The sequence below is a fragment of the Janthinobacterium sp. LM6 genome, from assembly GCF_002002885.1.
Classification (GTDB): Bacteria; Pseudomonadota; Gammaproteobacteria; order Burkholderiales; family Burkholderiaceae_D; genus Janthinobacterium; species Janthinobacterium kumbetense.
This window is the reverse complement of record NZ_CP019510.1, coordinates 3,218,813-3,244,707: the sequence shown is the minus strand read 5'-3', so window position 1 is coordinate 3,244,707 and position 25,895 is coordinate 3,218,813. Positions and strand designations below refer to the sequence as shown.

Here is a 25,895-nt window from a genome sequence, read left to right as displayed (position 1 = left end):
ATAAGACTTACTGCGCCGCCACCTTGGCCGGCTCCGCCACTACCGGCGTCATCTTCAGCGAACGGCTGAGGAAGCCCCAGCGATCGGCCACTTCTTCGATCTGCTTGGTCGTCGGCTTGCCGGCGCCATGGCCGGCCTTGCTGTCGATACGGATCAGCACGGGCGCCGCGCCGCCTTGCGCTGCCTGGGCGGCGGCGGCGAACTTGAAGCTGTGGGCAGGCACGACGCGGTCGTCGTGGTCGGCCGTCGTGATCATGGTGGCTGGATAGCAGCCGCCCGCCTTCAGGTTGTGCAGCGGCGAGTATTTCACCAGCGCCTTGAACTGCTCGGCATCGTCCGACGAACCGTAGTCAGGCACCCAGCCCCAGCCCACGGTGAACTTGTGGAAACGCAACATGTCGAGCACGCCCACTTGCGGGATCGCCGCGGCGAACAGGTCCGGACGCTGCGTCATGGCCGCACCCACCAGCAGGCCGCCATTGCTGCCGCCGCCGATCGCCAGTTTCGATGGCGATGTGACCTTGTTGTCCACCAGCCATTGCGCTGCGCCAATAAAATCGTCGAACACGTTTTGCTTGTTCAGCTTGGTGCCAGCCTGGTGCCAGGCTTCGCCGTATTCGCCGCCGCCGCGCAGGTTGGCCATCACGTAGACGCCGCCCATTTCCACCCAGGCAAGATTCGCCACGGAGAAGCTAGGCGTCAGCGAAATATTGAAGCCGCCATAGCCGTACAGGTAGGTCGGGTTGGAACCGTCGAGCTTCATGCCTTTTTTCGAGACGATGAACATCGGCACCTTGGTGCCGTCGCGGCTGGTGAAGAATTGCTGGCGCGTTTCAAAGGCGTTCGGGTCGAAATCGACCTTCGGCTGGCGGTACACGCTGCTCTTGCCCGATTTCATGTCGTAGCGGTAGATGGTCGCCGGCGTCGTGAAACTGGTGAACGAGTAGAACGTTTCCGTGTCGCCACGCTTGCCCGCAAAGCCGCCAGCCGAACCGATGCCCGGCAAGGCCACTTCGCGCACCAGCTTGCCGTTCAGGCCGACGATCTTGATTTGCGTTTGCGCATCTTTCAGGTAATCGAGCACCAGCTGGTTGTTGATCAGGTTGACGGCAACGAGGGTTTCCGCGCTTTGCGGCACGATTTCTTTCCAGTCGGAGGGCAGCGGCTTGCGCGTGTCGATGGCGATCACGCGCGATTTCGGCGCCTTGTTGTCCGTCTTGAAGAAGAATACGGGGCCGTCATTGTCGATGAACGAGTACGACGCGTCGAACGCTTCCAGCAAGCCGACCACCTTGGCGTTCTTCTGGCGCAAGTCCTTGTAGAAAATGCGGTTCTTGCGTTCCGTGCCCTGCGTGGCCGTGATGATCAGGTAATTGCCGTCGTCGCTGACGGTGCTGCCGCCAAACGCCCATTCCTTCTGGTCGGGACGGTCGAAGACGAGCACGTCGTCGCTTTGCGGTGTGCCGATCTTATGGAAATACAATTTCTGGAAGTAATTGATATCGGCCAGCTTGGTCGCTTCATTCGGCGCGTCATAGCGGCTGTAGAAGAAACCGGTGTTGTCCTTGGTCCACGAAGCGCCGGAGAACTTGGCCCACTTGATGTGGTCCGTCAAATCCTTGCCCGATTCGATGTCGCGCACTTTCCACTCATTCCAGTCGGAACCGGAAGCGGACGTGGCATACGCCAGGTACTTGCCGTTCGGGCTGATCGAAGTGCCGGCCAGCGCCACCGTGCCATCCGTGGACAGGGTGTTCGGGTCCAGCAGCAGGCGCGGCTCGTCCGCCAGTTTTTTCACCGTGTACAGCACGGCCTGGTTCTGCAAGCCGTCATTGCGGCTGTAGAAGTAACGGCCGCCCTGCTTCGTTGGCGTAGAGAAACGCTCATAGTTCCACAGCTTGGTCAGGCGCTGCTTGATCGCGGCGCGCTCCGGGATGGTGCCCAGATACGATTGCGTCAGCTTGTTTTGCGCCGCAACCCACTCGCCCGTTTCGGCGCTGTTGGCATCTTCCAGCCAGCGGTACGGGTCGGCGATGGTGGTGCCGAAATAGCTGTCTTGCTGGTCGACTTTTTTGCTGACCGGATACGTCACGGGGGCGCCGTCGCCGGCCGGGCACGATGGCATCGCGGCGCTTTGCGCCAGGGCATTGCCACCGAAGGCGGCCATCAAGCTGAATATGAGGGTTGCACTACGTAATTGCATGGGTTGTTGTCTCATTGTTGGATGTCGAGGAAAGCAGGCCGCCTGCATACGCCGCGGCTGCCCATGTTGACTTTCGCCAAGAGAAATCATAGCGCGGATTGCCACTTTTAAAGCACAGTTATCCGGTGGATTTACCGTCTTTTGTTTGGGAAATTTACATGAATGACCATGATAAATCTCGCTTTCGCCGGAATCGGCAAACTGACGTTCATGCAAGAAACATTATCAAAAACAAAGTCGTTTCATCAAGCCGTCATAAATCTTCTTTACTATCGGCAACATGTTCATGGCCCGTCCAGAGGCCGTGCCGCCACATCCGCCTATGCACACTCTCGCCCTCCCCACCGCCACCGCCGCGCCGCCCGGCGCGGTGCCATCGAACGTGGCTTACCTGAAGCCGTCATCGGTATCCATGAGCATCGAAGGGACGGATGCCTTGCACGATATCCTGGCGGGCCGCAAGCTCAGCGCGCTGTTCCAGCCCATCATCCACATGCACAGCGGCGACATCATCGGCTACGAAGGCTTGATACGGGGGCCGTCCGACAGCCCCCTGCACGCGCCGATGAATCTGTTCAAGGTGGCGCGCGCGCATGACCTGACCCTGGAAGTGGAACACCTGTGCCGGCAAGTGGTGCTCGAACGCTTTGCGGAACTGCAGTTACCAGGAAAACTGTTTCTCAACGTCAGCCCGGAATGCCTGTTGCTGCGCAATGCCCGCCACGGCGAAACCCTGGAATACATCGAGCACATCGGCATCAATCCGGACAGGGTCATCATCGAGCTGACGGAAAACCAGCCCACGTATGACTACGAGCTGATGCGCGAAGCGGTACTACACTACCGCAACATGGGTTTCCAGATCGCCATCGACGACCTGGGCGAAGGCTTTTCCAGCCTGCGCCTGTGGTCGGAATTGCGCCCCGAATACGTGAAAATCGACATGCATTTCATCCAGGGCATCAATAATGACCCCGTGAAACTGCAGTTCGTGCGCTCGATCCAGGAAATCGCGGAGAAATCGGGCACCCTGGTGATCGCCGAAGGCATCGAGGCGCAGACGGAATTGCTGGTCTTGCGCGACCTGGGCGTGGCGTTCGGCCAGGGCTATCACCTGGGCCGGCCCAACGCGGTGCCGGCGCGCGCCTTGCCGGCCGAAGTGGTGCAGGCGCTGGGGCGCAACGGCGTGGCCGTGTATCCGCAGCGCAGCAGCCTGGAAAAGAACGGCGCCAGCATCCGCAAGCTGCTGCACCGCGTGGCCGCCGTTTCGCCCGAGAAAAACAATAACGAGGTGTACGATATTTTTCTGAAAGACCCGAAGCTGATGATCATTCCCGTCGTCGACGACGGCGTGCCGCTGGGCCTGATCAGCCGCTTCGAGATGATCGACCACTTCGCCCGTCCGTACCAACGCGAACTGTATGGCAAGAAATCGTGCAGCCTGTTCATGGATGCCACCCCCCTGATCGCCGACCACGAAACGAGCTTGCAGGAACTCAGCTACACCATGGTGCAATCGAGCGCCCACCACCTGTTCAACGGTTTCATCATTACCGAACACGGCCGCTACCTGGGCATGGGCACGGGACACGACCTGATGCGCGAAATCACGCAAATGCAGATCAATGCGGCCCGCTACGCCAACCCGTTGACGCAATTGCCCGGCAACGTGCCCATCAACGAGCATATCGACCGCTTATTGCACAGCGGCAGCCGCTTCTGGGTCTGCTACTGCGACCTCGACCACTTCAAGCCCTTCAACGATGTGTACGGCTACCGCAAGGGCGACGACGTGATCCAGCTGACGGGAGAAATCCTCAGCGGCCATTGCGACCCGAACCGCGACTTCATCGGCCACATCGGCGGCGACGATTTCATGATCCTGTTCCAGAGCGAAGACTGGGAAACGCGCTGCCAGGCCATGCTGGACGACTTCGCTGCCGCCATCCTCGCCTACTACAGCAGCAGCGACTGCGAACGGGGCGGCTACATCAGCGAAGACCGGCAAGGCAAGAAAGTGTTTTACTCATTGATCAGCCTGTCGCTGGGCGTCATCAAGGTCGAGGCGCACCAGTATTACACGCACCACCAGATTGCCACGCAGGCGGCGGAAGCGAAGAAGCAGGCGAAGAAAATCCACGGCAACAGCCTGTTCCTGGACCGGCGGCAAGGCGCGGGCGTGGCGCGCATGGATGCGTAGCCAGGGGCAAGAGTCAAAAGCTGGATGGGGCCAAGCCAGGCGCGCTCAAATACGCACGAGGTCGCCAAACGCATTGCTGCTGCGGGCATCGGGCACGAATGCCAGGCTGATGCGTGCCTCATCGCGGCGCGCCTGCAGGCGGTAACTGCCCGCGGGCACGTCCACGAACAGGCCACCATATGCCGTGTCCGGTTCCAGGCCGCCGCCGGTGACGTCTTCCCCGGCGCCGATGAAGACGCGGCCGGAGACCACGGCCAGATGCACGACCACATGCGGCTCGGCAAGTTCGGCGTGCAAGGCGATGTCATACGCGCCGTCGCCGCCCACGTTGAAAAACGCCACTTGCCCCGCATTCACGGCCGCCAGCTCCGCACCGGGAATGCTCCACCAGTCGCAGTCATCGTCGAGCTTGTGGCGCAGGAGGGCCGGGTCGAACACGCACAGGGTAGCCGTGCCGGTCACGATTCTCGTCATGCGGCCAGCGGCGCCGGTCCCAGCAGGGGCTGGCTTTCCACGTACTGCGCACTGGCTTGCGCCTGCCATGGAAAATAGCCATCACGCGACGGCCAGACGATCTGGTACACGGTAAAATCATCGCCCTGGTAATACCAGCGCGCATAGCCGACGTAGTTGCGGTATTGCTCGACAGGCACGCGCACGAAGGCGCACTGATGGCCTTCCAGCAAGACGTCCGTAGTGGCCGTGAAATCCGTGATGGCGCCGCTGCGCGCGGCATCGAGCGCCACGTCGAGTATCTGGTGGGCCATGGCGCGCGGCAAGCCCATGATGAGAAATTCAGGCTGGCCAAAGCTGTGGCAAGCGCCTATCGTGAAGGCATAGCCGGGGCCCTCTTCATCGGCACTGATATGCACGCCATGCCAGCCATGCGTGGCGATGTCGTCGATGACTTTTTGCTCGGATGCATCCTCGCCTGCCTGCCTTACCATGTTCCGCCTTTCGCTGTGCCAAAAACCACGCCGCCTTCGCGACATTCCTGCCGGCAATTATCGCATGCAGCCCGCGTCCGCGCCCACGCTTCAGTCGCGCGGTGGCCGTGGCGGGGAACGCACCTGGTGCCATTGCCGCATGCGCTGCTGCGCCTCTTGCAGCTGTGCCGGCTCCAGCCTGGCGGCAGCCGCTTCCCGCGCCCTGGCCGCTCCGCTATCGCCGCCCTCGGCCGCCAGCGCCAGCCACATATAGCCGCAAACGGGATCCTTCTCCACGCCGCGCCCGCTGTTGTACATGCCGCCCAGGTTGTACTGCGCCAGCGCATGGCCCTGGCCGGCCGCGCGCGCATACCATTGCACGGCCAGGCCATCGTCTTGCGGCACGCCGTGTCCGCTCGCATACATGACGCCCAGGTTGTTTTGCGCGCTGGCATCGCCCTGCTCGGCCGCCGTGCGGTACCAGCGCACGGCGCACACCTCGTCGCGCTCCACGCCCTGGCCATTGGCATACATCACGCCCAGATTGAACTGCGCATTCGACGCGCCCTGGGCCGCCGCCCTGGCATACCAGTCCAGCGCCTGGCGCAGGTCGCGGGCGACGCCGCGCCCGCCCGCAAACATGCCGCCCAGATTGTATTGCGCCATGCAATGACCTTGCAGGGCGGCACGCCGGTACCAGACGACGGCGCGCGCCTCGTCCTTGTCCACGCCCTGCCCCCGCGCCAGCATCAGGCCCAGGTTGAACTGGGCGTCGGCGTCATCCTGCTCGGCCGCCCGCTGCAGCCAGGCGTAGGCGCGCAGCTGGTCGGGCGCCACGCCCAGGCCTTCCGCATACGCCACGCCAAGTTGCCGCTGCGCCACGGCCAGGCCCTGGGCAGCGGCCTGGCGGAACCAGGCCAGCGCCTGCGTATCGCTTTGCGCCACGCCCTGGCCCCGCTTGTAGACGAGCCCCAGGTTCAGCTGCGCCTGCGCATCGCCCTGCAAGGCGGCCTTGCGGAACCAGGCCAGGGCCAGCGCATCGTTCTTTTTCGCGCCCAGCCCTTGCGCATAGGCTTCGCCCAGCAGCGATTGCGCGCTGGCCACGCCCTGTTCGGAGGCGCGGTAAAACCACGCCAGGGCCAGTTCGTCGCTCTGCAGCACGCCGCGTCCCTTGCGGTACATCTGTCCCAGGTTTTGCTGGGCCGAGGCATCGCCCTGCGCGGCCGCGCGGCGAAACCACAGCACGGCGTCCTCGTCGCTCTGCGCCACGCCGCGGCCGTGGTAATACAGGGCGCCCAGATGGTTTTGCGCGAACGCCAGCCCTTGCAGCGCGGCCAGCCGTAGCCAGACAAAGGCGCGCGCATCGTCCTGCGCCACGCCTTCGCCCTTCTTGTACATCAAGCCCAGATTGAACTGGGCGTAGGCATTGCCCTGCTCGGCAGCCGTGCGGAACCAGATATACGCCTCGTGGCTATCTCTGGCAGTATGGTGCTTGTCCATGTGCGCCCCCATCCACATTGCGCTTGCTGGCAGCACGCGCAAAACGGCGGCCCAGGGCGGCGAAATCATGTGTTGCTTAAATTTTAAATTCGATGCGGGGGAAGGACTTGAGCAGGCTCAAACGAAATAACAAAATTATATCGTTTTGATGAGCCCGCTTAGGCAGGCATGGCGATCAGCGGCGTGATGGGTGTTTTTGCAGGAATTGCGGCACCTTGGCGGCGGCCAGCTTGTTCAGCGAGACCAGCAAGTCCGCGTCGACGTCGGCGATGCCATAGCTGCTGCGCAAATGGCGGCCGATATGGATCAGCACTTGCGCCGCCACTTCCGCATCGGATTCGGCCCTGTGGGCGGCACTCTTGAAGGCGATGCCCAGCTGGCTGGACAGCAGCCCCAGCTTGTAGCTGGCCATGCCGGGAAACACGCGGCGCGACAGTTTCAGGGAACACACGAGCGACTGGTGCGCAGGTGTCAGGTTCAGCCTGGCGCTTTCCGCGCGCAGGAATTTTTCATCGAAGCTGGCATTGTGCGCCGACAAGGCATCGCTGCCGATAAAATCCAGCAGCTGCGGCACTACCTCGGCCACGGGCGGCGCCTTGTCCACCATCGCCTGCGTGATGCCCGTCAAGCCCGTGATGAACGAGGGGATGCGCGCATTGCAGTTGATCAAGGTCACATAGCGGTCCGTGATCTGCCCGCCCTCGATGCGCAGCGCCGCCACTTCCGTGATGCGGTCGCCCATGTCGGGAGATAAACCGGTCGTCTCGAAGTCGATCATGACGATCGGTTTGTCAAACACATTCATGGGGCGCTCTTTCGTGGGTGCAACAGTGGATGTATCGATAAAATGCGCAGGGCAAGGCGCCGCGTCGCAGACAGTACACTAGTACGGCAAGACGCGGCAACGCCGCCATGCACATTTTATCAGCCGAACTTGCGCACGGCGTCCAGCGCGAGTCCCGCACCGATACTGCCGAACAGATCGCCCTCGACCTTGCGCGCGGCCGGCACCAGGGCTGCGATCTTTTCGCGCAGCAAGCGCACGCCGCTCGAACCGCCCGTGAAGAACACGGTGTCGACGGCTTCCGGCGCCACGCCCGCGTCGCGCAGCAAGCGCAGCACGGTTTCTTCCACGGAACCGCACAGGTGGCCGATGGCCTCGTCGAACTGCGTGCGTTTGAGCAACAGACTTTGCGCGGGCGACAAACGGTCCAGTTCCAGCTGCACTTCGGCCGCGTCGGACAGGGCAATCTTGCCCTCTTCGACTTTCATGGCCAGCCAGTGGCCGGCGCGCTCGTCGATCAGCTTTTGCAGGCGCCCCATCTTGTCTTGCTCACGCGCATCGCGGCACACGTCGGCCAGCTGCACCCAGATCTTTTTCGTGTACGCCAGGTTGATCGTGTGCCAGGTCGCCAGGTTGAAATAATAGCTGGACGGTACTTCGCTATTGTTATGCAGGCGGCTGCCGTAGCCCAGCAAGGGCATGACGGAAGACAGGCTCAGGTATTTATCGAAATCCGTGCCGCCGATGTGCACGCCGCCGGTGGCGAGGATGTCGTCGCGCCGCTCGGTTTTCTTTGCCCGTTCCGGCGACAGGCGCACCAGCGAAAAGTCGGACGTACCGCCGCCGATGTCGGCGATCAGCACCAGTTCTTCCTTGTCGATTTGCGACTCGTAGTCGAACGCCGCGGCAATCGGCTCGAACTGGAAGGCGACGTCCTTGAAACCGACGGAGCGCGCCACTTCGGCCAGCGTGTCTTGCGCCAGCTGGTCGGCTTGCGCATTGTCGTCGATAAAGAAGACGGGACGGCCGAACACGGCGGACGAGAATTCGCGGCCGGCGGACTGCTCGGCACGGCGTTTCACTTCGCCAATGAATTGCGCCAGCAACATGCGGAACGGCAAGGCGCGGCCGCCCACTTCCGTCTGGCCATCGATGAGGCTCGTGCCCAGCAAGCTTTTCAGCGAGCGCATCAAGCGCCCCTCGTAACCGGCCAGATAGCCGGCCAGCGCCGCGCGGCCAAAACTGACTTCCTCGTCTTCCGCATTGAAGAAGACGACGGACGGTAAGGTCGTCTTGCCATCTTCCAGGCCGAGCATGGTGCTCTGCCCGGGACGTGCCCAGCCTACCGTGGAATTTGACGTGCCGAAATCGACGCCGCAAGCATTGGCCATGTCGACCCTTCCCTGAATAAAGGGGCGTTATGTTATCAGAAGGCAGGCTATTGCACCAGCAAAACCCGTTCGACGAGGTCAACAGCATAAGCTTGCTTTGCATCAAGTAGCCGCCGCGCGCAAAAGCTACTCTTGGGAAATTGATGCCGAGCAACTCAACAAGCTTCCGGAGACCCATCGTGCCCCTCACCCCGCTGCGCCGCCCGCGCCACCTGCCCGCTGCTTTGCTGCCTGCTACCGTGCTGGCGACCTTCCTCGTTTCCCTGGCCGGCTGCGGCGGCGGTTCGGCCGATACCCAGGCCGGCGCCGGCTGCTCGCTGCACAGCACGGCAGGCTGCGGCGGCAGCCCGCCGCCCACCGTGCCGCCCGTGAAGCCGCCAGTCACCCCGCCCGTGACGCCACCCGTGATTCCGCCCGTCACGCCGCCCGAGCCGGCCAGCCTGGCCAGCGCCGTCAACCTGGTCTTTTCCAGCACGGAACTGGCCTCGGCGGGATTGGCCGGCAGCGAGGTGGCCGTCACGGCCCTCGTCAAGGATGGCGCCAACCTCGCCTTGCCAAACGCAAAGATTTCCTTTGCCGCCGATTCCGGCATCCTCGGCAGCGTCGATGCCGTGACGGACAAGAACGGCCAGGCGCGCGCCCTGCTGGGGACCGGCGGCGCCAACAGCAACCGCAGCATCACCGTAACGGCGACTGTCGGCGCGCGCAGCGGCAAGGGCACGGTAGCGGTGACCGGCAGCAGCGTGGAAGTGCTGGGGCCGGCCGCCCTGATGCTGGGCCAGGGCGCCGACCTCACCGTCACCGTGCGCGACTCGGCGCGCAAACCCGTGGCCGGCGCCGCCATCGCCTACAGCACGGGCACCGGCAACGGCGTGCGTGTCAAGGATGGGGGCGCGGCGCTCAGCAATGCGCAAGGCCAGCTGGTGCTGCGCCTGACGGCTGGCAGCCTGGGCAAGGATGCCGTGTCCGTCAGCGCGCTGGGCACCGCCGCCACGCAAGCGTATGCCGTGGCCGGCAGCGACCTGCGCCTGAGTCCGGCCGTGGGCCAGGACGCCAGCGGCGCGGACGTGCTGGCGGAAGTGGCGACCCTGGCGTGCCAGCCCATCGACGCGCGCTATGACAAGGCGGGCGTGCCGCAAGCGGGCAGCGCCAGCCTGTCGACCTCGCGCGGCAGCCTGTTCAGCGACAGCGCCTGCAGCCAGGCCTTGCCTGCCAGTTTGATTTTCAGCAATGGCAACTTGCCGCGCAGCTATGTGCAATCGGCCAACGCGGGCGTGGCCACCCTCACGGCCGCCGTGGCGGGCGGACCCACGGCACAGACGCGGCTGGAATTCGTCGCGCCATTGAGCGGCGCCAGCAAGCTGGCCGTGCAGGCGGAGCCGGCCGTGCTGCGCGCCAATACGACCACTTCGGCGGCCTCGGCCGACAACGTCAGCACAAGTATCAGCACAATCAGCGCCGTGGTGCGCGATGGCGCGGCGAACAACCTGGTCAAGAACGCGCCCGTGCTGTTTTCCATCTTGAGCGACCCCAGCGGCGGCTACCTGCGGCAGGCGGGCCGGGTGCTGACGGGCAGCGATGGCCTGGCGCGCGCCGTGTATGTGGCGGGGCCGGCCGACAGCGGGCGCGACGGCGTGCTGATCCAGGCACGCATCGAAGGCGCGCCGCAAGCGGCGGCCACGGCGCTCGTGCGCCTGACGGTGGCGCGGCAAGCGCTGTCGATCAAGCTGGGCACGGGCAGCCTGCTGCGCGAATATTCGGCCGGCGTGCTGCAGAAGGACTTTGCCGTGTTCGTGTCCGACAGCGCCGGCAATGCCGTGCCGGGCGTCGCCATCACGGCCGCCGCCTGGCCCAGCCGCTATGCCAAGGGGTCTTACGTGTGGCAGGCGGACAAGCCCGAATTCCCCGACACGGGCGTCTGGCGCCTGGCCCTGCCCCTCTACAGCTGCGCCAATGAAGACGTCTTGCGCAACGGCATCTTTGACGCCGCCTACGACCGCAACGGCAATGGCGTGCTCGACCCGGGCATCCCCCTGACCGTCAGCGCCAGCGGCCTGAGCGACGCGCTGGGCATGGCCACCGTCACCGTCAGCTATCCGCGCAATTATGGTTCCTGGGTGCACGTGGCCCTGACCGTGCGCGGCACCGTCAGCGGCACGGAGGCGAGCGCCACGGCAGATTTTCCATTACCCACGCTGGCCAGCGATTTCAGCGCGCGCCGCGTGGACCCGCCGGGACGCCTCAGCCCGTATGGCAGCGGCCCCTGCGACAGCGCCGATTGAGGAGCAAGCATACCACTTGCCATTCAGTCATATTTTTTGCAACATGAACAAGAAAACAGTCTTGCCATGCGGCAATCTTTTGCGCTATGCTCATTCTGCCCGCCCAGGCAGCCACAAGCGGCCGGGCCTGCAGGAATACTTTGAGACAGGTTGCTTGCCAGACCAATATGCGAAAAAAGAATACTGTAGCCCGGACACCCGGCACCGCCAGCCGCGCCGTACCCGGCGCCGGACGGCGCGTGACCTCGTATGACGTGGCCTTGCTGGCCGGCGTGTCGCAATCGGCCGTGTCGCGCTGCTTCAAGCCGGGCGCCAGCATCTCGCCAGCCACCCACGCCAAGGTCATGCAGGCGGCCATCAGCCTCGACTACATCCCCAACGCGGCCGCGCGCAGCCTGATCACGCGCCGCTCGAATCTGGTGGCCGTGATCATTTCCAACCTGGCCAATCTGTACTATCCGCAAGTATTGTCCGACCTGAGCCAGCACATCGCCCGCCAGGGCAAGCGCCTTCTATTGTTTACCCTGGAGCGCGAAGCGGACATCGGCAAGGTCTTGAGCGATGTGTGGCAATACCAGGTCGACGGCGCCGTCGTGGCCGCCTCCCTGTCGGATGAGCAGATGGCCGAATTCGGCCGGCGCGACGTGCCCCTGGTGCTGTTCAACCGCAGCCCGCGCGAACACGCCGTGCATGCCGTGCTGTGCGACCAGGGCGAAGCGGCGCGCCTGCTCGTCTCGCGCCTGGCCGAAGCGGGCCACCGCCAGTTCGCCATCATCGACGGCCCCGGCGATTCGGCCGTGGCGCAGGAACGCAAGGCCGGCATGCTGGACCGTTTGCTGACCCTGGGCTTGCCCGCGCCCATCGTCGTCAGCGGCAACTACGACTACGCCAGCGGCGGACGGGGTTTGCGCAAGGTCATCGACCGCCTGGGCCGCGTGCCGGACGCCGTCATTTGCGGCAACGACATCATGGCCATCGGCTGCCTGGACACGGCGCGCCACCAGATGGGCATCCAGGTGCCGCTGCAAATGTCGGTGGCCGGCTTCGACGCGCTGGAAGCGTCCGGCTGGCTCAGCTACGACATCACCACCCTGCGCCAGCCCGTGCAAAAGATGGCCGCCGACGCCGTCGCCATGCTGGGCGAGCTGATGGAACGACGCGGCGGCAGCGCCGAGCGGAGACGGTACTGCTCGTATCTGGTGGAAGGCAGTACGGCCAGGCTGACCAGCGAACCGGCGTATATGGCGCAACGTCTCGGCATGATGGCCGCCGCCTGAAAACAAAAAACCTCGCATCGCTGCGAGGTTTTTCACTTGCAAGACCAGGGAATCAACCGAAGATCTTGCCCTTAAGCATATTCAAGCCCTGGCTGACGAGGTCATTGCCTTCCGGCACCTGGCCGTCCGGGGTCAGCTTGTCGATCAGCTGGGGCAGCAAGGCTGCCAGGCCGCCCGAAGCCGCGTCCGGGGCGACGCCCGCTTTTTCAGCGATCTGGGTGATCGTGTCGCTGCCCAGCGCATCCTTGATCTGTTCGCCGGAGACGGGCGCATTGGCGCCGGTGCCGATCCAGCTGGCCACTTGGTCGCCCAGGCCGCTTTCCTGGAATTTCTGCAGCAGGCCGGGCAAGCCGCCATGCTGGTTGACCAGGTCCATCACGCTGGCCATCAATCCCGATGGGGCTTCCCCGTCAGCACTTTTATTGCCCAAAGCGCTCATCGCCTGTCCTGCAAGTTGATCTAGCAAACTCATCGTATTCTCCTGAACGCTATCGATTGGTGCCGCGTGACCGCGGTGTCCGGCATGGCGCAGACCATTCTCCGCCATGGAAATCATTATACTATGAATAATAACAGTGACATAATTACAATCTCAAGGCGAACGCACAGACGGCCTCACGGTCGAGGCGCCCACCTCCATCATATTTAGTTCGGCACAACTTGCAAGCGTAAATTGACGGTTCTCAAAAACGTGTAGAATTAATTTTCCTACTTACTGAGGAGTATCAACACATGAACATCAATAAAGCGGTAGACAAGGCTTACGAAAAAAAGACGTTCAAGGAAATCGCTGATGCACCCGTCGATGCGCTGCAAGGCGTGAGCGAGAAGGATGCGGAGCTGCTCAAGCAGGCATTCAATATCAAGACCGTGCGCGACCTGGCAAACCTGAAATACTCGAAGTGGGCGCGCGCCATCGTCACCCTGGCCGATACGGAAGAATAGACCGGGCCATGCCTCAGGCATCCCCGTCAGCCCAGCCCGCCCCAACCGGCGGGTTTTTTGCTTCCGGCCAGCGAGCGGCTGGCAAGCCGATAGCCGCGCGGAGGCGCCATTGCCCACCCCGCTGACCCTGCCCGGCATCTGCTGGCCCCTGCACGCGAGCACGGGCCATCTTGCCGTCGCCACGTCCCACATCACGGGCCACTTTCGCGCCGGCGCGGGACTGGACGCCATCATCGTGTGCGACCTGCTGCCCGCTGGAAAATTTCGCAATGGCGCGGCACGCCACTGGTGCCGCACGCACCAGTGCTACTGGGGCACGCAAGCCGACCTGGCCGCCTGCCCATCCGCGCAACCCATGCAGTGCCGCCAGCACGCCAGCCCCATGGGCTATGTGCTGTATCCGGAATTGTTCGACCCCACGCAATTCCACGCCGCCACCTTGCGCCTGGGTCCGGAGGGCCTGCTGCAACTGCGCGCCCGGGCCAATGACGGCGGCGCCCTGCTGGCGCGCGACGCGGCCGCGCTGGCCATCGACTGCCGCGCCCTGCCCGGCCTGTTTCCTCCCGACATAGTGCAACTGAATATCACGCCGCCCGCCGCGCAGGCGTTCGCCGCCGCCTTGCAGGCTGGCGCACCGCTGGGCTGCAGCGACTGCGCCCGCTGCGGCCACCCGCACCTGGACCTGGGCGACTTCGCCCTGGCGCCGCACCGGCGCCACAGTTGCGGCCATTGCGGCCACGACGCCTCGCACAGTCCCGCGGCCATCGTCTCGACGCCCTTGTGGCGGCTGCGCCAACGCTACCCGCACTGGTTCTGACGCAATGCGTCTGAAGGTGCGCCCGCCCACAGTCGGCCTGGCCGCCTGTGCGTAGACTGGCCCCATCGCCACCAACAGGAAGAGCGCCATGCCGCACAGCCCGCCACATGACGACAATAATCAGCCAGGCGAGGAAGGCGACTTGTCCGACCTGCTCAGCGAATTGCGCATTCTCTTGCCGGGCGCGCAGATGCTGACGGCCTTCCTCATCATCCTGCCCTTCAACGGCGGCTTCGCGAAGATCGTGCAGGCGGAAAAAATCGTCTTCCTGCTGACGTTTTTCCTGTCCATGACCAGCCTCGTGCTCCTCAGCGCGCCGGCGATCCAGCACCGCGTGATGCGCCCCCTGCAAGACCGCGAGCGTTTCAAGCGCGTGGCCGACCGCATCATGATGTGCGGCGCCTTTTCGCTGGCGCTGGCGTTCATCCTCGGCACCAATCTGGTGATGTCGGAAGTGTTCGGCCACGTCGCCGGCATCGTCGCCTGCGTGCTGATGGGATCGCTCATCGTCTGCATGTGGTGGCTGCTGCCCCTGCACCTGAAGCGCAGCAGGAAAATATAAGCGGGGTTGGTGCTGCCGCCACCGCCGGCTGACTAGCGAAAGCATAGCCGTTTTGATTTACTGTATGACAATATTGCCGGTCAACCCGGCAATGCCCGTCCATTTCTTCTTCCAGTGGCGCCAGCGTGCCGGCCGCCGCGTGCCGCTGCGCCGGTTTCTTGCCGTCAAATGTTGCCTCTGCACCCAGTCGCCCATGTTATTCTAGAAGCAATATTTTTCTTTTCCCAATAGCGCCTGGCCGCAATGGAAGGATGACAACTTGACTGCCGATCTCGACCAAATCAAGAGACAGCTTGCGCTGATGAACGTGCATGCGCAATCGACCAAGGAAAAAAAACAGATCCAGATCATTGCGACGGCCACCCGCGAGATACAGACGACGTATGAGGATGCGCTGCGCACCTTGCACGACGAGAAATCAGGCGACAAGGCCAGGAAAGATGCCAAGGACATTCTCGATGCCATCGACACAAACCTGCCCGATATGGTCGACGCCATGCTGTCCGCGTCTGCCGCCTTCAAGGCCGGCGACCATATCAACGGCAGTGCCGCGCTGATGAATATCTGCGCTTCCGGCATGCAGATACTCGCCGGCTTCTCTGTCGCTGCCGGCCCGTATGGCGTGGCGTTTGCGGCGCTGTTTGGCCTCGTCGGTCAGCTCCTCACGTATTTCGGCGAAGAGCAGCCTTCTCTCAAGGACCAGATCATCGAAGCGATCAAGGGGCTGAACGCGGACGAAAAACTGCGCAATGCGCAAGAGCATGCCGATGTCGTCGACGAATATACGCGCACCGTGTATCGCATGCGAGCAGACTTGCCGCTCCTGTTGCAACTTCCCATGAAGACGGAAGAGGACCTCAGGACGTTCCACAAAGGTCTCGATACCTGCCTCGTTTCCATCAACAAGGCACACGACAAGATTTCCCTGTTATACAAAAAATGGGCGACCGCGGAATGGCTGAAGGACCCGAAAACCCAGGAACTGCCCCAATGGCCGGAAATCCTGGGCGTTTTCTGCCGCACCTACGCCGACTCCCTGCTCGCCAACATGGCCCTGGCATCCATGGCAAACCTTGCCGTATTGAATCGACGGCTGGACGACGCCTCGAATAAAAACCCGGACTACAGGAAGTTCCAGCACCAATTCGACGCGATCTATGATCGTTTGATGATGCTCAGTGCAACCGTCGAGGCGATACCGAAGCTGTGGGACGACGGTAACGATCTGATCCTGCGGTTCATGCAGGCCGTCGAGCCGGTGGCACGCACGCGGGGACTGTTCGTCTACCTCGGCGCCAGTGAAAACAGTGACCTGAACAACAACTATAACAATAGAAACAGGAACAAGTCCGACCTCTACGCTGCCACGGGAGGCAAGGTCATGGAGCCTGGCGACTGGACCCTGTTGCAAATGGGGCCTTACGACCGCGGCCGCCGCTTCGCCATGAGCATTCCCGGAACATTCGCGGGCTCGCTGCAGGCCCGCTACCGCATCTTTTTTTGCCAGCACTGGGTCTTGTCCGACAACGGAGACATGGAGCACGGCTGGGTAGACCCGGCCGCCGTCGACATTTCTGGCCGCGCAATGATTTCCCCGGATAAATTCCATGACGTCTGGGCCATCCCCTCCCCCAAGGACCGCGATACCTCGTTCGTGTATGCGGCACGCAACGATGGCAACAGCGGCGCCGTCAAACTGTTTGCGATCGATGCCAACGACACCTTGAAGGAAATCGGCTGGAAAGCGACCACCAGATCCGGCATCGTCAATGTGCGCGCGCTGCACCACCCGCCCGCCACCTTGCCTGGCGATCCGCACGGGGACGCCATGCCACAAGAGTTACTGCAAGGCAAGGGCGAAGAGCATGCCATCCTGTATGGCGCGCTCGCCTCTTCCGGCGACATTTATGTCGACTATTTAAACACACTGCGCTACGTGCCGTCTCCGTGGGGCAGCTATGGCGGCATCGACGTCGATTCACACTTTCTCTGGGTTTTCGGGCCATGGGGCATGGCGTGCGCCACGCACGCCTCGGTCATCAGCTGCCTGCGCGGGCTGATCGACAAGCCAAGGTGGATGACGCACTCGCCCGATGCGCTGATCGGCGACAGGGATGCCCGTGAGGAAAACAAGTGGTGGGACAGGCAACGCAAGACCAGGACCTACCCGCCGCTGATCGGCATTCGATCGCTGTCCCCATGCAAGGATGGCACGCTATTTGCCAGCATCCATCACCGTAGCGTGACGAAGAGGAAGAACGAAGACCATTGGCTGTTCGAAGTGCAGGATACGCCAGCGCTGTACACGGCCCGTTACAGCATCGATATCAAGAACGGACACCTGCATGTCGACTCCTGGAGCAAGCTGCCAGCCGAGCGGCAAGCGCAGCAAGTCCAGAAGCTGGCCATCCCCTGCTGGCCGCAGTTTGCGCGCCTGAAAGCGAGGCTGACGGATGTCCCCGTCATCGCCAAGGCTAGGCCACGCGCTCCGCGGCCCGGCAGCGCCTGATGCCAGAGCGGCCTGGCGGGCACCCCGTCAGGCCAGCGCGCCCGCCTGTTCCAGCAAGGTTGCGCGGAAAATCCCCACCAGCGGACGCAAATTGACCTTATGCCAGGCCAGCCACAGGGGCGTGCGGTAGCTGAACCACGGCAGTTCGCGCACGACAACGCCGGCCGGCGCGTGCTGGCGCAGGCTGTGCTGGATCATGGCCATGCCCAGCCCGGCCGCCACCAGGCCCAGCGCCGTCAGCGGCTCCGTCGCTTCCATGCGGATGTCGGGCGTAAAACCGGCGCGCGCGCAGGCGGCGATGAAGTTATCGTGTTTCAGCACGCTTTCCTTGTGCAGCACGGCAATCCACTCCTGGCCCGCCAGGTCGTCCGGGGTCAGCTGGGCCTTGTCCGCCAGCGGATGCGTCGCGGGCAAGGCCAGCAGCATGGGGTCGCTCAGCACTTGCGCGCAATCGAGGTCCGGGTCGTTCGGCAGCGGCGGTTCGCACAGCAGCGCGATGTCGAGGCTGCGCTGGCGCAAGCCCTCGATCTGCTCGGCCGAATGCAGGTTGTACAGCGCCACGTGCACTTGCGGCCGGGTGGCGCGCAAGGCGCGCAAACCGTCGGGCAAGACGCCCGCATGCATGGCGTTTTCGATGTAGCCGATGCACAGGCCCCCTTCGTCGCCGCGCCCCAGGCGTTTCGCCAGCGCTTCCAGCCGGTTCCCGTGGGTAATAAAAGCGCGCGCTTCGGCCAGGAAGGTATGGCCGTCGCGCGTCAGGCGGATGCGCTGGGCGCTGCGCTCGAACAGGGTCAGGCCCAGCCTGTCTTCGAGCTGGGCGATTTGCCGGCTCAGCGGCGACTGGGAAATATGCAGGCGCTCGGCGGCCCGCCCCACGTGTTCTTCCTCGGCGACGGCGATGAAGTATTGCAATTGGCGTATGTCCAGCATATCAGACCTTTCAGGACTCAAGTTACGCCAATTATGTCTTGGACAGGCTTAACTTGTCCAGCTATTCTGTCTTCACTGATCCACACATTGAAGGAAAACACCATGACAATCAAACACTTACTGACAGGCAAACTGGGTTTCGGCACGGCGCCGCTGGGCAATATGTTCCGCAACATTCCGGAACAGGAAGCGCTGGCGACCGTCGACGCGGCGTGGGACAGCGGCATCCGCTACTTCGACACGGCCCCGTTCTACGGCGCTGGCCTGGCCGAACTGCGCCTGGGCGCCGCCCTGAAACAGCGCCGCCGCGACGATTACGTGCTGAGCACCAAGGTCGGCCGCCTGATCCTCGACGAACTGGAAGACCCGGCCGCCCGCGAACTGGGCGAAAAAGGGGGATTGTTCGAATTCGGCCGCAAGAACAAGATCGTCGATGACTACTCGGCCGACGCCACCCTGCGCTCGATCGAAGACAGTTTGAAACGCCTGGATACGGACCACCTCGATATCGTCTGGGTGCACGACATCGCCCAGGATTTCCATGGCGACAACTGGCTGGCGCAATTCGAGATTGCCCGCACGGGCGCCTTCCGCGTGCTGACCCGCTTGCGCGAAGAAGGCGTCATCAAGGCCTGGGGCGTGGGCGTGAACAAGGTGGAACCACTGGAACTGACCCTGGATTTAAGCGAAGCGCAGCCGGACGCCTTCCTGCTGGCCGGCCGCTACACCCTGCTCGACCATGAACGGGCGCTGCAGCGATTGATGCCGGCCGCGGCAAGCCAGAACGTCGACATCGTCGTGGGCGGTCCCTACAGTTCGGGCATCCTGGTCGGCGGCGCGCACTTCGAATACCAGAAGGCTACGCCCGAAATCATTGCCAAAGTAGAACGCATCAAGGCGATTGCCGCGCGCCACGGCATCAGCGTGAAGGCTGCCGCCCTGCAATTTTCCTTGGCCAATCCCGCTGTCGCCGCCGTGATCCCCGGCGCCAGCCGTCCGGAACGCCTGGCCGAAGACCAGCAAGCGTTACACGCTGTCATCCCCGCCGCCTTCTGGCACGACATGCGCGCCGAGCAACTTGTCTCGGCCAACGCTCCGCTGCCAGCTGGCGCCAACTAATATAGACAAGGAACACACCATGGCCCATACCACTACTTCCATCGACATCGCCGCCACGCCGGCGCAAGTGTGGCAACTGATCGGCGGTTTCAATTCCCTGCCCGACTGGCTGCCCTATATTCCCAGCAGCACCTTGAGCGCAGGGGGGCGCATCCGCCACCTGGCCAACCCGGCCGGCGACGTCATCGTCGAACAGCTCGAAGCGTACGACAACACGGCGCGCAGCTACAGCTATTCGATTCTGCAAGCGCCGTTTCCCGCCACCGATTACCTGTCCACCCTGAAAGTGGAACCACTTGCCGGCAGCGAGGGCGCGCGGGTCACCTGGTCGGGCCGCTTCACGCCCGTGGGCGTGAGCGAGCAGGAAGTGACGGACCTGTTCCACGGCATTTATGTGGCGGGCCTGGAAGCACTGCAGCAATCGTTAGCGAAGTAATACGCAAGGAAGACCATTTCCGCCACAGCCAGGCTTTCTTCGCTCCTCCTGTGGCGGAATCGCGCAGATTCCGTGTTATCGTTAACAACAAGAGCAATCGCTGCTGTGTGCAGTGCAGCAGATTTTAGCCGGCGCCCTGCAGAGCTTGCCCGAATCTCTTACAATGTTGTCTTTGGGCAGCTCTTCTAGCCCGAAAATACCGGCCATCCGTCGACTCTGGTGGCGCATTGCCACCTCCGGCTGGGCCACTGCGCGCCCCTCCGCCCTGTCATTCTTTACCCAACTAACAAGAACATGCACGCCTCCGTAGATCCCCTGATTCCGCGCGTCACCGCGCCTTTTGGCGCCGGATACGCCGACCTGGCCCTGGCCATCGGCGGTCTCGCCATCGGCACGGGCGAGTTCGCCTCCATGAGCATCCTGCCCGTGGTCGCCGACGACCTGGGCACGACCTTGCCGCAGATGAGCCACATGATCAGCGCCTACGCGCTGGGCGTGGTCATCGGCGCGCCCCTGATCACCATCTTCCTGGCGCGCATGCCGCGCCGTTTGATGCTGATCTGTCTGATGCTGATGTTCGCTGGCGGCAACTTGCTCAGCGCCATCGCCCCCAACTACGGCTTGCTGGTCGTCGCCCGCTTCGTGGCCGGCATCCCGCATGGCGCCTACTTTGGCGTGGCGGCGCTGGTGGCGGCCGCGCTGGCCGAACCGGACCGGCGCGGCCAGGCCGTGGCCCGCGTCCTGATGGGCTTGACCGTGGCGAATATCTTCGGCGTGCCGCTGGCCACGTATATCGGCCAGACCCTGGGCTGGCGTTCGGCCTTCTTGCTGGTCGCCGCGCTGGGCCTGCTGACCATGCTGATGGTGCGCATCTTCGTGCCCATGGTCGCCGCCGGCGATTCCAGCCCGCGCCGCGAACTGGGCGTGTTCCGCCGCCTGCAAGTGTGGCTGACCCTGCTGATGGTGGCGATCGGCTTCGGCGGTATGTTCGCCGTCTACACGTTTATTACGCCAACCCTGCTGGAAGTGACGAAAGTGTCGCCGCTGGTCATTTCCATCTTGCTGGCCATTATCGGCATCGGCATGACGGTGGGTAATCTGATCGGCGGCTGGCTGGCCGACCGCTCGCGCCTGTGGACCATCTTCGGCGTGCTGCTGTGGAACGTGGCCGCGCTGGCCGCCTTTACTTATACCAGCAGCAATGTCTGGTTGACGGCGATCAACCTGTTCGCCATCGGTGCCGGCATCGCCGTCGCCCCGGCCGTACAGACGCGCTTGATGGACGTGGCCGGCGACGCGCAAACCGTGGCGGCCGCCCTCAACCACTCCGCCTTCAACATCGCCAACGCGCTGGGCGCCTGGGCCGGCGGCATCGCCATCGCCATGGGCATGGGTTTACGCTCGACGGGCTGGGTGGGCGCCATGCTGGCCTGCGGCGGCATCGTCGTGCTCGGCATTTCCGTACTGGTGGAAAACCGCAGCCGGAATGTGGGCGGCGCGCAGCCGGCTTGATGATGACGAGAGCGGCAGCCTGCCCAGGCAGCCGCTCTGTTGCCAGCGCTTAATCTTCGATGGCAAACGCCACCGCCGCCTCGCAATGAATGGCCGTGGTATTAAATAGCGGCAAGTCCACATCGCCCTGCTGGATCAGCAGCGGTATCTCCGTGCAGCCCAATATCACGCCCTGCACGCCTTGCAGCAGCAGTTTCCCGATAATCTCCAGGAAAATGTTCCGGCTGGCGTCGGTAAAGATATTCTGCACCAGCTCCGTGTAGATGATGTCGTGCAGGATATCCTGGTCGGCCGCCACGGGCGTCACCGTGGCAATGCCGCGCTGCGCCAGCGCCTGGTGGTAAAAACTCCCTGCCATCGTCTGCTTGACGCCAAGCAAACCCACCTTGCGTATGCCCGACTGCTGCACCCGCTTTGCCGTTTCCTCGACAATACTGATAAAAGGCAAGCCGATGCGCGGCACGACGGCCGGCGCGAAACGGTGCGCGCCATTCGCGCACAGCAGGAAGAAGTCCGCCCCCATGCCTTGCAGGCGCTGCCCTTCCCCGATCAGGAATTGCTCGATGGCATGGGAATCGGGCTGCGCTGCGTGTGCGACGAAATCGGCCTGGTCCATGCTGACCAGCATGATGCGCGCGCTGTGCGCGGGCCCGATGCGCGCCACCAGCATTTCATTGATGAGCCGGTAATATTCCAGGGTCGAAGCCCATCCGATGCCGCCAAGTAAACCTATTGTCTTGTTTTGCACATTATTTCCAGCGAAAAGAATTGCGCAAATTATACGATAGCGGCCGCCCGCCACGCGCATGCCGACCTTAGGCGTCGATCCACGCAAACAGCGCCTTGTCCGGCGTGGCGGATTGATGCCAGGTCGATTGCAACTCCATCAGAAATCCGGCCGGATCGAAGGGATTGATATCCGAACCGGCCCACGGCGTGGTTTTTGACCACGCCACCGCGATATCCGACAAGTCGTCGTCGGCCATGCTCCCGATCGCCTGCGCCATGGCGTCCGTAAACACGTAAAGCTCGCGCCCCTGCATCGGCGCCGGCCGGAGGGCAGGCGCTGCCGACTGCGTCAATAATTGCCCGAGTGACACAAAATCCAGTTCGCCGGGCAAGGTGATGCCGGTGACGGGAAACGCAGTGAAAGCCGCCTGCCAGCTGGCACATGCGCGCATCTCGGCCTCGGAACAGACAAAGATATCGATTTTCTTCATAGTGCGTTCTGCATCAGGTAGCGCTCACATCGTGCCGGTTCGACATCTCGCGGGAATATTGCTGCTCAAACTCGGCAACATTACCGGCCTCGGCCCACAAGCCCGCAACGTAATCGAGCTCCCGCTCGAACGGCTGCTCAAAGTCGGGCACGTCCGTCGCATACTCGCAATTGCGGCTCAGCATGACCAGCCAGTCGGGATAGCCAAGTGCCGGATACAAGCGCGTCAGCTTGGCGTCCAGCGATTGCACGCTTTCCCTGCCGGCCAGGTAGGCGGCGCGCAGTTCGACGAGGTATTTGCCGGCGAGGAATTGTTCCTCCAGGCGCGCGTCGCCACGATAGCGTCCGATGATGGCCTCGGCCAGCGGCAGCACCTCGTCCATGCCCCGGGCGCTGGCCAGCAGCACGATATTCAGGTCGTCGCCCTCCTGATCCAGGCGCAAGCGCTCCACGGCCCAGTCCACGCAGCGGTCCGCCCGGCCATCGCCATGGCGCAGCCGGAAGCATTCCACCTCAAGTTCTGTCAATTGTTCCATTGTTATTCTTCGCAAGCGCGTCGCTGCTATAAACGGTGCCCGGCACCTGAAAGGATGGTTGTTGCGGACATATTATACGATGGACAGTGCAAAGCCCACACAGGGGATAAGGATTGAAACGAAGGGGAGCATGCTTTGATATGAAAGAGAGGGGAAACAATTCACTATAGTGCCGCACAGCGGGGCAATTATTGAGGAGAATGGAAACAATAAATCAATTTGAAATATCAAATCTAAAGTTTATCGGGAAAGTATTCTTTTTAAGAAACATAAAAACAAACAGGCCATGCGCGCGGCATGCCGAACATGGCCCTTGCCCGATTATTGCGGATTCGACGCCACGATGAATGGATCGAAGGTCAGCAGAGTATTGCCCGCCAACAACAAGGTTATCGTATATTGCACATTGCTGCCTTTGGCATTGACGCGGCCACCCCATACGGTGCTGTCATATTGCGGGTAAGGCGCCGGATTGATCATGCCGCTGGTGATGGCCGTGCCATCGAAGTTGTGGATGGAAACTTGCTCGGCCGGGTCCAGCGAGCTCACGTTCCAGACGATGGTGTCGCCGTTCTTGCACGTTGTCACCAGTTCATTGCCGCCTTCGTTGCCATTGCCCGAGTAGCCGGTCGTATCGACCATGAAGACGTACTTGCTCAGATTTTTTTGTGCCACTGCCTGACCAACATTGACCGCTACCAGTACATTAATTGTTGCCATGGTTTTACCCCTATTTGGAATGGAATTAAACATTACAACTATCCTTTGTGCGATGAAATAATGAAGACCCATTCAGGTTTCCGGCAGCGCTCGCGGCGTAATCGGACTCCATCATTGGTGCATAAAAATACGCCAAATGTATCAATTAAAAATACACAAAATATATCAATAAATCACCAAATCTATCGATAAGATAATACGCATGATGACCAATGATGTTTTTTGACCCTCATTACCGCAACCACGAAGTGAGGATATTTCGTTTGTTTTCGCAAGTCAAATTATTTTTAAATAATATTTAGAATCTATCCATTAATAACATTTAATTTTTAAATGAAATTTCTTTTATTCATAACATTGAAATTCCGTGTTTGATTTACCGCAAACAATAGAGGTATATCAACGGAAACAGATAATGAAAAGAAAGAAAACAGGGGATGTGATGGTCGCCGCTGGCGGGCAGGATGGCGCTACGGAAACTCAGGTAGTTTGCAGCATCTTCTGCAACACCGCATCGAGCTCATAAAAATCCACGGGCTTGGTGAGATGCAAATCAAAGCCCGCGTCGGACGCCATCTGGCGGTCCTTGTCCTGGCCCCAGCCCGTGACGGCCACGAGGATGGCGTCCTTGCCGCAGGGCTGGCTGCGCAACAGGCGCGCCACATCGTAGCCATTCATGTGCGGCAAGCCGATGTCGAGCAGGATAACTTGCGGCATGAAAACTTGCGCCGCCGCCATGCCCGCCGCGCCGTCGTAGGCCGTGCGCACGTCATAGCCGAGGATGTCGAGCGCCAGCGCCAGGCTTTCGGCCGCGTCGGCGCTGTCATCGATCACCAGCACCTTACCTTCGCGCGTGCCGGCCAGCAAGCGGCGGTTGGGTTCGGGCGGCGCCTGCAAGGGCACGGCGGGCAGCGGCAGGCGCAAGGCGAAGGTGCTGCCTTGCCCCACGCCATCGCTGTGCGCGCTGATGCTGCCGCCATGCAACTCGGCCAGGCCGCGCACGAGCGACAGGCCGATGCCCAGGCCTCCCTGCGCCCGCGACAGGGCCGGTTCCAGCTGCGAAAACAGCTCGAACACCGTGTCCAGGTGCTCGGGCGCGATGCCGATGCCCGAATCGCGCACGCTGATGTGCACGTCGTTGTCCGTGCATGCCACTTCCAGCCCGATGACGCCGTTGGCGGGCGTGTACTTGATGGCGTTCGTCAGCAGGTTGGCGACCATCTGCCCCAGGCGCGTGGCGTCGGCGTCGAGCCAGATGGCTTGCGGCCATTGCTCCACGAGCACCTTGTGGCCGGACTGCACCGCCAGTTCCGCCACGCTGTGCAGGGCCGCCTCCACCACGGGCGCCAGTTCCACGCTGGCGCGGCGCAGTTCCAGACGCCCCTGCGTGATGCGCGACACTTCCATCAGATCGTCGACCAGGTGCGTCATGTGTCCCACTTGCCGGCCCAGCACGTCGCGGGCCCAGCGCAACTGCGGGTCGTCCAGTTGCGCCAGGTGCAACACTTCCAGCACATTGCGCATGGGCGCCAGCGGATTGCGCAGCTCGTGCGCCAGGGTCGCCAGGAACTCGTCCTTGCGCCGGTCGGCGGCCGCCAGTTGCTCGTTGAGCTCGCCAGCTTCCTTGCGCGCCAGTTGCAGCTGCTGTTCGTACTTGCGCCGGTCGCTGGCGACAAAGACGGCGATCTCGTCATAACGCACGCCATCATGTTCGCGGCGCACGGCGTTGAACAGCATGGGAATGGACTGCCCCTGGCGCTGGCGCATGTCGAGCAGGATTTCCGACACGCTGCCCTGCACCTGCATCAGCGGCAGCCAGTGCGTCTGGTGGAATACGCGCCCGCCGATGGTCAGCAAGTCCTGCAGTTTCTTTTTCCCGAGCAACTCCCCGGCACCATAGCCGAGCCAGCCGCAAAAGGTGGCGTTCGCCTGCACGATGGTGCCGTCGGCCGTACACAGCAGCAAGCCGCAGGCCGCGTGCTGGAACAAGGTGCTGGCGTCAGGCAAGGAAGGCATCGAGTCGCGCA

At 62.5% G+C, this 25,895-nt stretch carries 23 protein-coding genes; 10 read left to right on the top strand and 13 right to left on the bottom strand.

Annotation, left to right across the window (positions count from 1 at the left end; translation table 11 throughout):
- Positions 1-7: 7 nt before the first annotated feature.
- Positions 8-2,203 carry a prolyl oligopeptidase family serine peptidase gene (locus BZG29_RS14290; protein WP_150130909.1) on the bottom strand — a complete coding sequence of 732 codons (2,196 nt, stop codon included), beginning with the start codon at positions 2,201-2,203 and terminating at the stop codon, positions 8-10.
- A gap of 412 nt (positions 2,204-2,615) precedes the next feature.
- Between BZG29_RS14290 and BZG29_RS14285 the strand changes: the two genes are divergently transcribed.
- A complete protein-coding gene (locus BZG29_RS14285; RefSeq protein ID WP_077403901.1) occupies positions 2,616-4,403 on the top strand; it encodes a GGDEF domain-containing protein in 1,788 nt (595 codons plus the stop codon).
- A gap of 45 nt (positions 4,404-4,448) precedes the next feature.
- On the opposite strand, the gene BZG29_RS14280 is transcribed toward BZG29_RS14285, so the two are convergent.
- The 5 genes from BZG29_RS14280 to BZG29_RS14260 all read right to left on the bottom strand — a co-directional run bounded on the left by BZG29_RS14280 (position 4,449) and on the right by BZG29_RS14260 (position 9,004).
- Positions 4,449-4,877: a DUF6386 family protein gene (locus BZG29_RS14280; protein ID WP_077403898.1), complete on the bottom strand. Its 429-nt coding sequence runs from the start codon at positions 4,875-4,877 to the stop codon at positions 4,449-4,451.
- A complete protein-coding gene (locus tag BZG29_RS14275) occupies positions 4,874-5,350 on the bottom strand; it encodes a DUF4262 domain-containing protein (RefSeq protein WP_077403895.1) in 477 nt (158 codons plus the stop codon). The genes BZG29_RS14280 and BZG29_RS14275 overlap by 4 nt, the downstream gene beginning before the upstream one ends.
- Before the next feature lie 90 nt (positions 5,351-5,440).
- Positions 5,441-6,829, bottom strand: a complete 1,389-nt coding sequence (locus BZG29_RS28670; protein WP_077409105.1) for an SEL1-like repeat protein — start codon at positions 6,827-6,829, stop codon at positions 5,441-5,443.
- 175 nt (positions 6,830-7,004) lie between these two features.
- The gene (locus tag BZG29_RS14265; protein WP_171985014.1) at positions 7,005-7,634 is read right to left on the bottom strand and encodes a 3'-5' exonuclease; all 630 of its coding nucleotides are present in this window, start codon (positions 7,632-7,634) and stop codon (positions 7,005-7,007) included.
- Positions 7,635-7,753: 119 nt separating this feature from the next.
- Positions 7,754-9,004 (bottom strand): Hsp70 family protein, encoded by a 1,251-nt coding sequence (locus BZG29_RS14260; RefSeq protein ID WP_034781446.1) that lies wholly within the window; start codon positions 9,002-9,004, stop codon positions 7,754-7,756.
- A gap of 179 nt (positions 9,005-9,183) precedes the next feature.
- On the opposite strand from BZG29_RS14260, the gene BZG29_RS14255 reads away from it, so the two are divergent.
- On the top strand, positions 9,184-11,286 hold the full coding sequence (locus BZG29_RS14255; protein ID WP_077403892.1) for an Ig-like domain-containing protein: 2,103 nt from the start codon (positions 9,184-9,186) through the stop codon (positions 11,284-11,286).
- A gap of 167 nt (positions 11,287-11,453) precedes the next feature.
- Positions 11,454-12,563 (top strand): LacI family DNA-binding transcriptional regulator, encoded by a 1,110-nt coding sequence (locus tag BZG29_RS14250; protein ID WP_077403888.1) that lies wholly within the window; start codon positions 11,454-11,456, stop codon positions 12,561-12,563.
- 52 nt (positions 12,564-12,615) lie between these two features.
- Here the strand turns inward: BZG29_RS14250 and BZG29_RS14245 are convergent, their stop codons facing one another.
- A complete protein-coding gene (locus BZG29_RS14245) occupies positions 12,616-13,035 on the bottom strand; it encodes a YidB family protein (protein WP_034751100.1) in 420 nt (139 codons plus the stop codon).
- A 260-nt stretch (positions 13,036-13,295) separates the two neighbouring features.
- On the opposite strand from BZG29_RS14245, the gene BZG29_RS14240 reads away from it, so the two are divergent.
- From BZG29_RS14240 to BZG29_RS14225, 4 genes are all read left to right on the top strand, one after another.
- Positions 13,296-13,508: a hypothetical protein gene (locus tag BZG29_RS14240; RefSeq protein WP_034751103.1), complete on the top strand. Its 213-nt coding sequence runs from the start codon at positions 13,296-13,298 to the stop codon at positions 13,506-13,508.
- A gap of 109 nt (positions 13,509-13,617) precedes the next feature.
- Positions 13,618-14,325: a hypothetical protein gene (locus tag BZG29_RS14235; RefSeq protein WP_077403885.1), complete on the top strand. Its 708-nt coding sequence runs from the start codon at positions 13,618-13,620 to the stop codon at positions 14,323-14,325.
- Positions 14,326-14,413: 88 nt separating this feature from the next.
- Entirely contained in the window at positions 14,414-14,887 is a 474-nt protein-coding gene (locus tag BZG29_RS14230; RefSeq protein ID WP_077403882.1) for a DUF6328 family protein, read from the top strand.
- A gap of 259 nt (positions 14,888-15,146) precedes the next feature.
- Complete coding sequence (locus BZG29_RS14225; protein ID WP_077403879.1) at positions 15,147-17,396, top strand: hypothetical protein; 2,250 nt, start codon at positions 15,147-15,149, stop codon at positions 17,394-17,396.
- A gap of 27 nt (positions 17,397-17,423) precedes the next feature.
- Here the strand turns inward: BZG29_RS14225 and BZG29_RS14220 are convergent, their stop codons facing one another.
- A complete protein-coding gene (locus BZG29_RS14220) occupies positions 17,424-18,326 on the bottom strand; it encodes a LysR family transcriptional regulator (RefSeq protein WP_077403877.1) in 903 nt (300 codons plus the stop codon).
- A 102-nt stretch (positions 18,327-18,428) separates the two neighbouring features.
- Between BZG29_RS14220 and BZG29_RS14215 the strand changes: the two genes are divergently transcribed.
- The 3 genes from BZG29_RS14215 to BZG29_RS14205 all read left to right on the top strand — a co-directional run bounded on the left by BZG29_RS14215 (position 18,429) and on the right by BZG29_RS14205 (position 21,393).
- Positions 18,429-19,445: an aldo/keto reductase gene (locus BZG29_RS14215; RefSeq protein ID WP_077403874.1), complete on the top strand. Its 1,017-nt coding sequence runs from the start codon at positions 18,429-18,431 to the stop codon at positions 19,443-19,445.
- A gap of 19 nt (positions 19,446-19,464) precedes the next feature.
- Positions 19,465-19,881 carry an SRPBCC family protein gene (locus tag BZG29_RS14210; protein WP_077403871.1) on the top strand — a complete coding sequence of 139 codons (417 nt, stop codon included), beginning with the start codon at positions 19,465-19,467 and terminating at the stop codon, positions 19,879-19,881.
- A 294-nt stretch (positions 19,882-20,175) separates the two neighbouring features.
- Positions 20,176-21,393, top strand: a complete 1,218-nt coding sequence (locus BZG29_RS14205) for an MFS transporter (RefSeq protein ID WP_034781463.1) — start codon at positions 20,176-20,178, stop codon at positions 21,391-21,393.
- A gap of 49 nt (positions 21,394-21,442) precedes the next feature.
- Here BZG29_RS14205 and BZG29_RS14200 read toward each other — a convergent pair whose 3' ends face one another.
- The 5 genes from BZG29_RS14200 to BZG29_RS14180 form a co-directional block, all read right to left on the bottom strand.
- Positions 21,443-22,141, bottom strand: a complete 699-nt coding sequence (locus BZG29_RS14200) for an amino acid racemase (RefSeq protein ID WP_171985013.1) — start codon at positions 22,139-22,141, stop codon at positions 21,443-21,445.
- A gap of 67 nt (positions 22,142-22,208) precedes the next feature.
- On the bottom strand, positions 22,209-22,613 hold the full coding sequence (locus tag BZG29_RS14195) for a hypothetical protein (RefSeq protein WP_077403864.1): 405 nt from the start codon (positions 22,611-22,613) through the stop codon (positions 22,209-22,211).
- 13 nt (positions 22,614-22,626) lie between these two features.
- Positions 22,627-23,148 carry a hypothetical protein gene (locus tag BZG29_RS14190; RefSeq protein ID WP_077403852.1) on the bottom strand — a complete coding sequence of 174 codons (522 nt, stop codon included), beginning with the start codon at positions 23,146-23,148 and terminating at the stop codon, positions 22,627-22,629.
- A gap of 321 nt (positions 23,149-23,469) precedes the next feature.
- Positions 23,470-23,823, bottom strand: coding sequence for a hypothetical protein (locus BZG29_RS14185; protein WP_251348942.1), 354 nt, complete (start codon positions 23,821-23,823; stop codon positions 23,470-23,472).
- 525 nt (positions 23,824-24,348) lie between these two features.
- Positions 24,349-25,884 carry an ATP-binding protein gene (locus tag BZG29_RS14180; RefSeq protein ID WP_253192579.1) on the bottom strand — a complete coding sequence of 512 codons (1,536 nt, stop codon included), beginning with the start codon at positions 25,882-25,884 and terminating at the stop codon, positions 24,349-24,351.
- Positions 25,885-25,895 lie beyond the last annotated feature (11 nt).

Coding starts and splice junctions, on each gene's coding strand:
- BZG29_RS14290 (WP_150130909.1), bottom strand. CDS start 2,203: ATGCAATTACGTAGTGCAACCCTCATATTCAGCTTGATGGCCGCCTTC.
- BZG29_RS14285 (WP_077403901.1), top strand. CDS start 2,616: ATGAGCATCGAAGGGACGGATGCCTTGCACGATATCCTGGCGGGCCGC.
- BZG29_RS14280 (WP_077403898.1), bottom strand. CDS start 4,877: ATGACGAGAATCGTGACCGGCACGGCTACCCTGTGCGTGTTCGACCCG.
- BZG29_RS14275 (WP_077403895.1), bottom strand. CDS start 5,350: ATGGTAAGGCAGGCAGGCGAGGATGCATCCGAGCAAAAAGTCATCGAC.
- BZG29_RS28670 (WP_077409105.1), bottom strand. CDS start 6,829: ATGGACAAGCACCATACTGCCAGAGATAGCCACGAGGCGTATATCTGG.
- BZG29_RS14265 (WP_171985014.1), bottom strand. CDS start 7,634: ATGAATGTGTTTGACAAACCGATCGTCATGATCGACTTCGAGACGACC.
- BZG29_RS14260 (WP_034781446.1), bottom strand. CDS start 9,004: ATGGCCAATGCTTGCGGCGTCGATTTCGGCACGTCAAATTCCACGGTA.
- BZG29_RS14250 (WP_077403888.1), top strand. CDS start 11,454: ATGCGAAAAAAGAATACTGTAGCCCGGACACCCGGCACCGCCAGCCGC.
- BZG29_RS14245 (WP_034751100.1), bottom strand. CDS start 13,035: ATGAGTTTGCTAGATCAACTTGCAGGACAGGCGATGAGCGCTTTGGGC.
- BZG29_RS14240 (WP_034751103.1), top strand. CDS start 13,296: ATGAACATCAATAAAGCGGTAGACAAGGCTTACGAAAAAAAGACGTTC.
- BZG29_RS14230 (WP_077403882.1), top strand. CDS start 14,414: ATGCCGCACAGCCCGCCACATGACGACAATAATCAGCCAGGCGAGGAA.
- BZG29_RS14220 (WP_077403877.1), bottom strand. CDS start 18,326: ATGCTGGACATACGCCAATTGCAATACTTCATCGCCGTCGCCGAGGAA.
- BZG29_RS14215 (WP_077403874.1), top strand. CDS start 18,429: ATGACAATCAAACACTTACTGACAGGCAAACTGGGTTTCGGCACGGCG.
- BZG29_RS14210 (WP_077403871.1), top strand. CDS start 19,465: ATGGCCCATACCACTACTTCCATCGACATCGCCGCCACGCCGGCGCAA.
- BZG29_RS14205 (WP_034781463.1), top strand. CDS start 20,176: ATGCACGCCTCCGTAGATCCCCTGATTCCGCGCGTCACCGCGCCTTTT.
- BZG29_RS14195 (WP_077403864.1), bottom strand. CDS start 22,613: ATGAAGAAAATCGATATCTTTGTCTGTTCCGAGGCCGAGATGCGCGCA.
- BZG29_RS14190 (WP_077403852.1), bottom strand. CDS start 23,148: ATGGAACAATTGACAGAACTTGAGGTGGAATGCTTCCGGCTGCGCCAT.
- BZG29_RS14180 (WP_253192579.1), bottom strand. CDS start 25,884: ATGCCTTCCTTGCCTGACGCCAGCACCTTGTTCCAGCACGCGGCCTGC.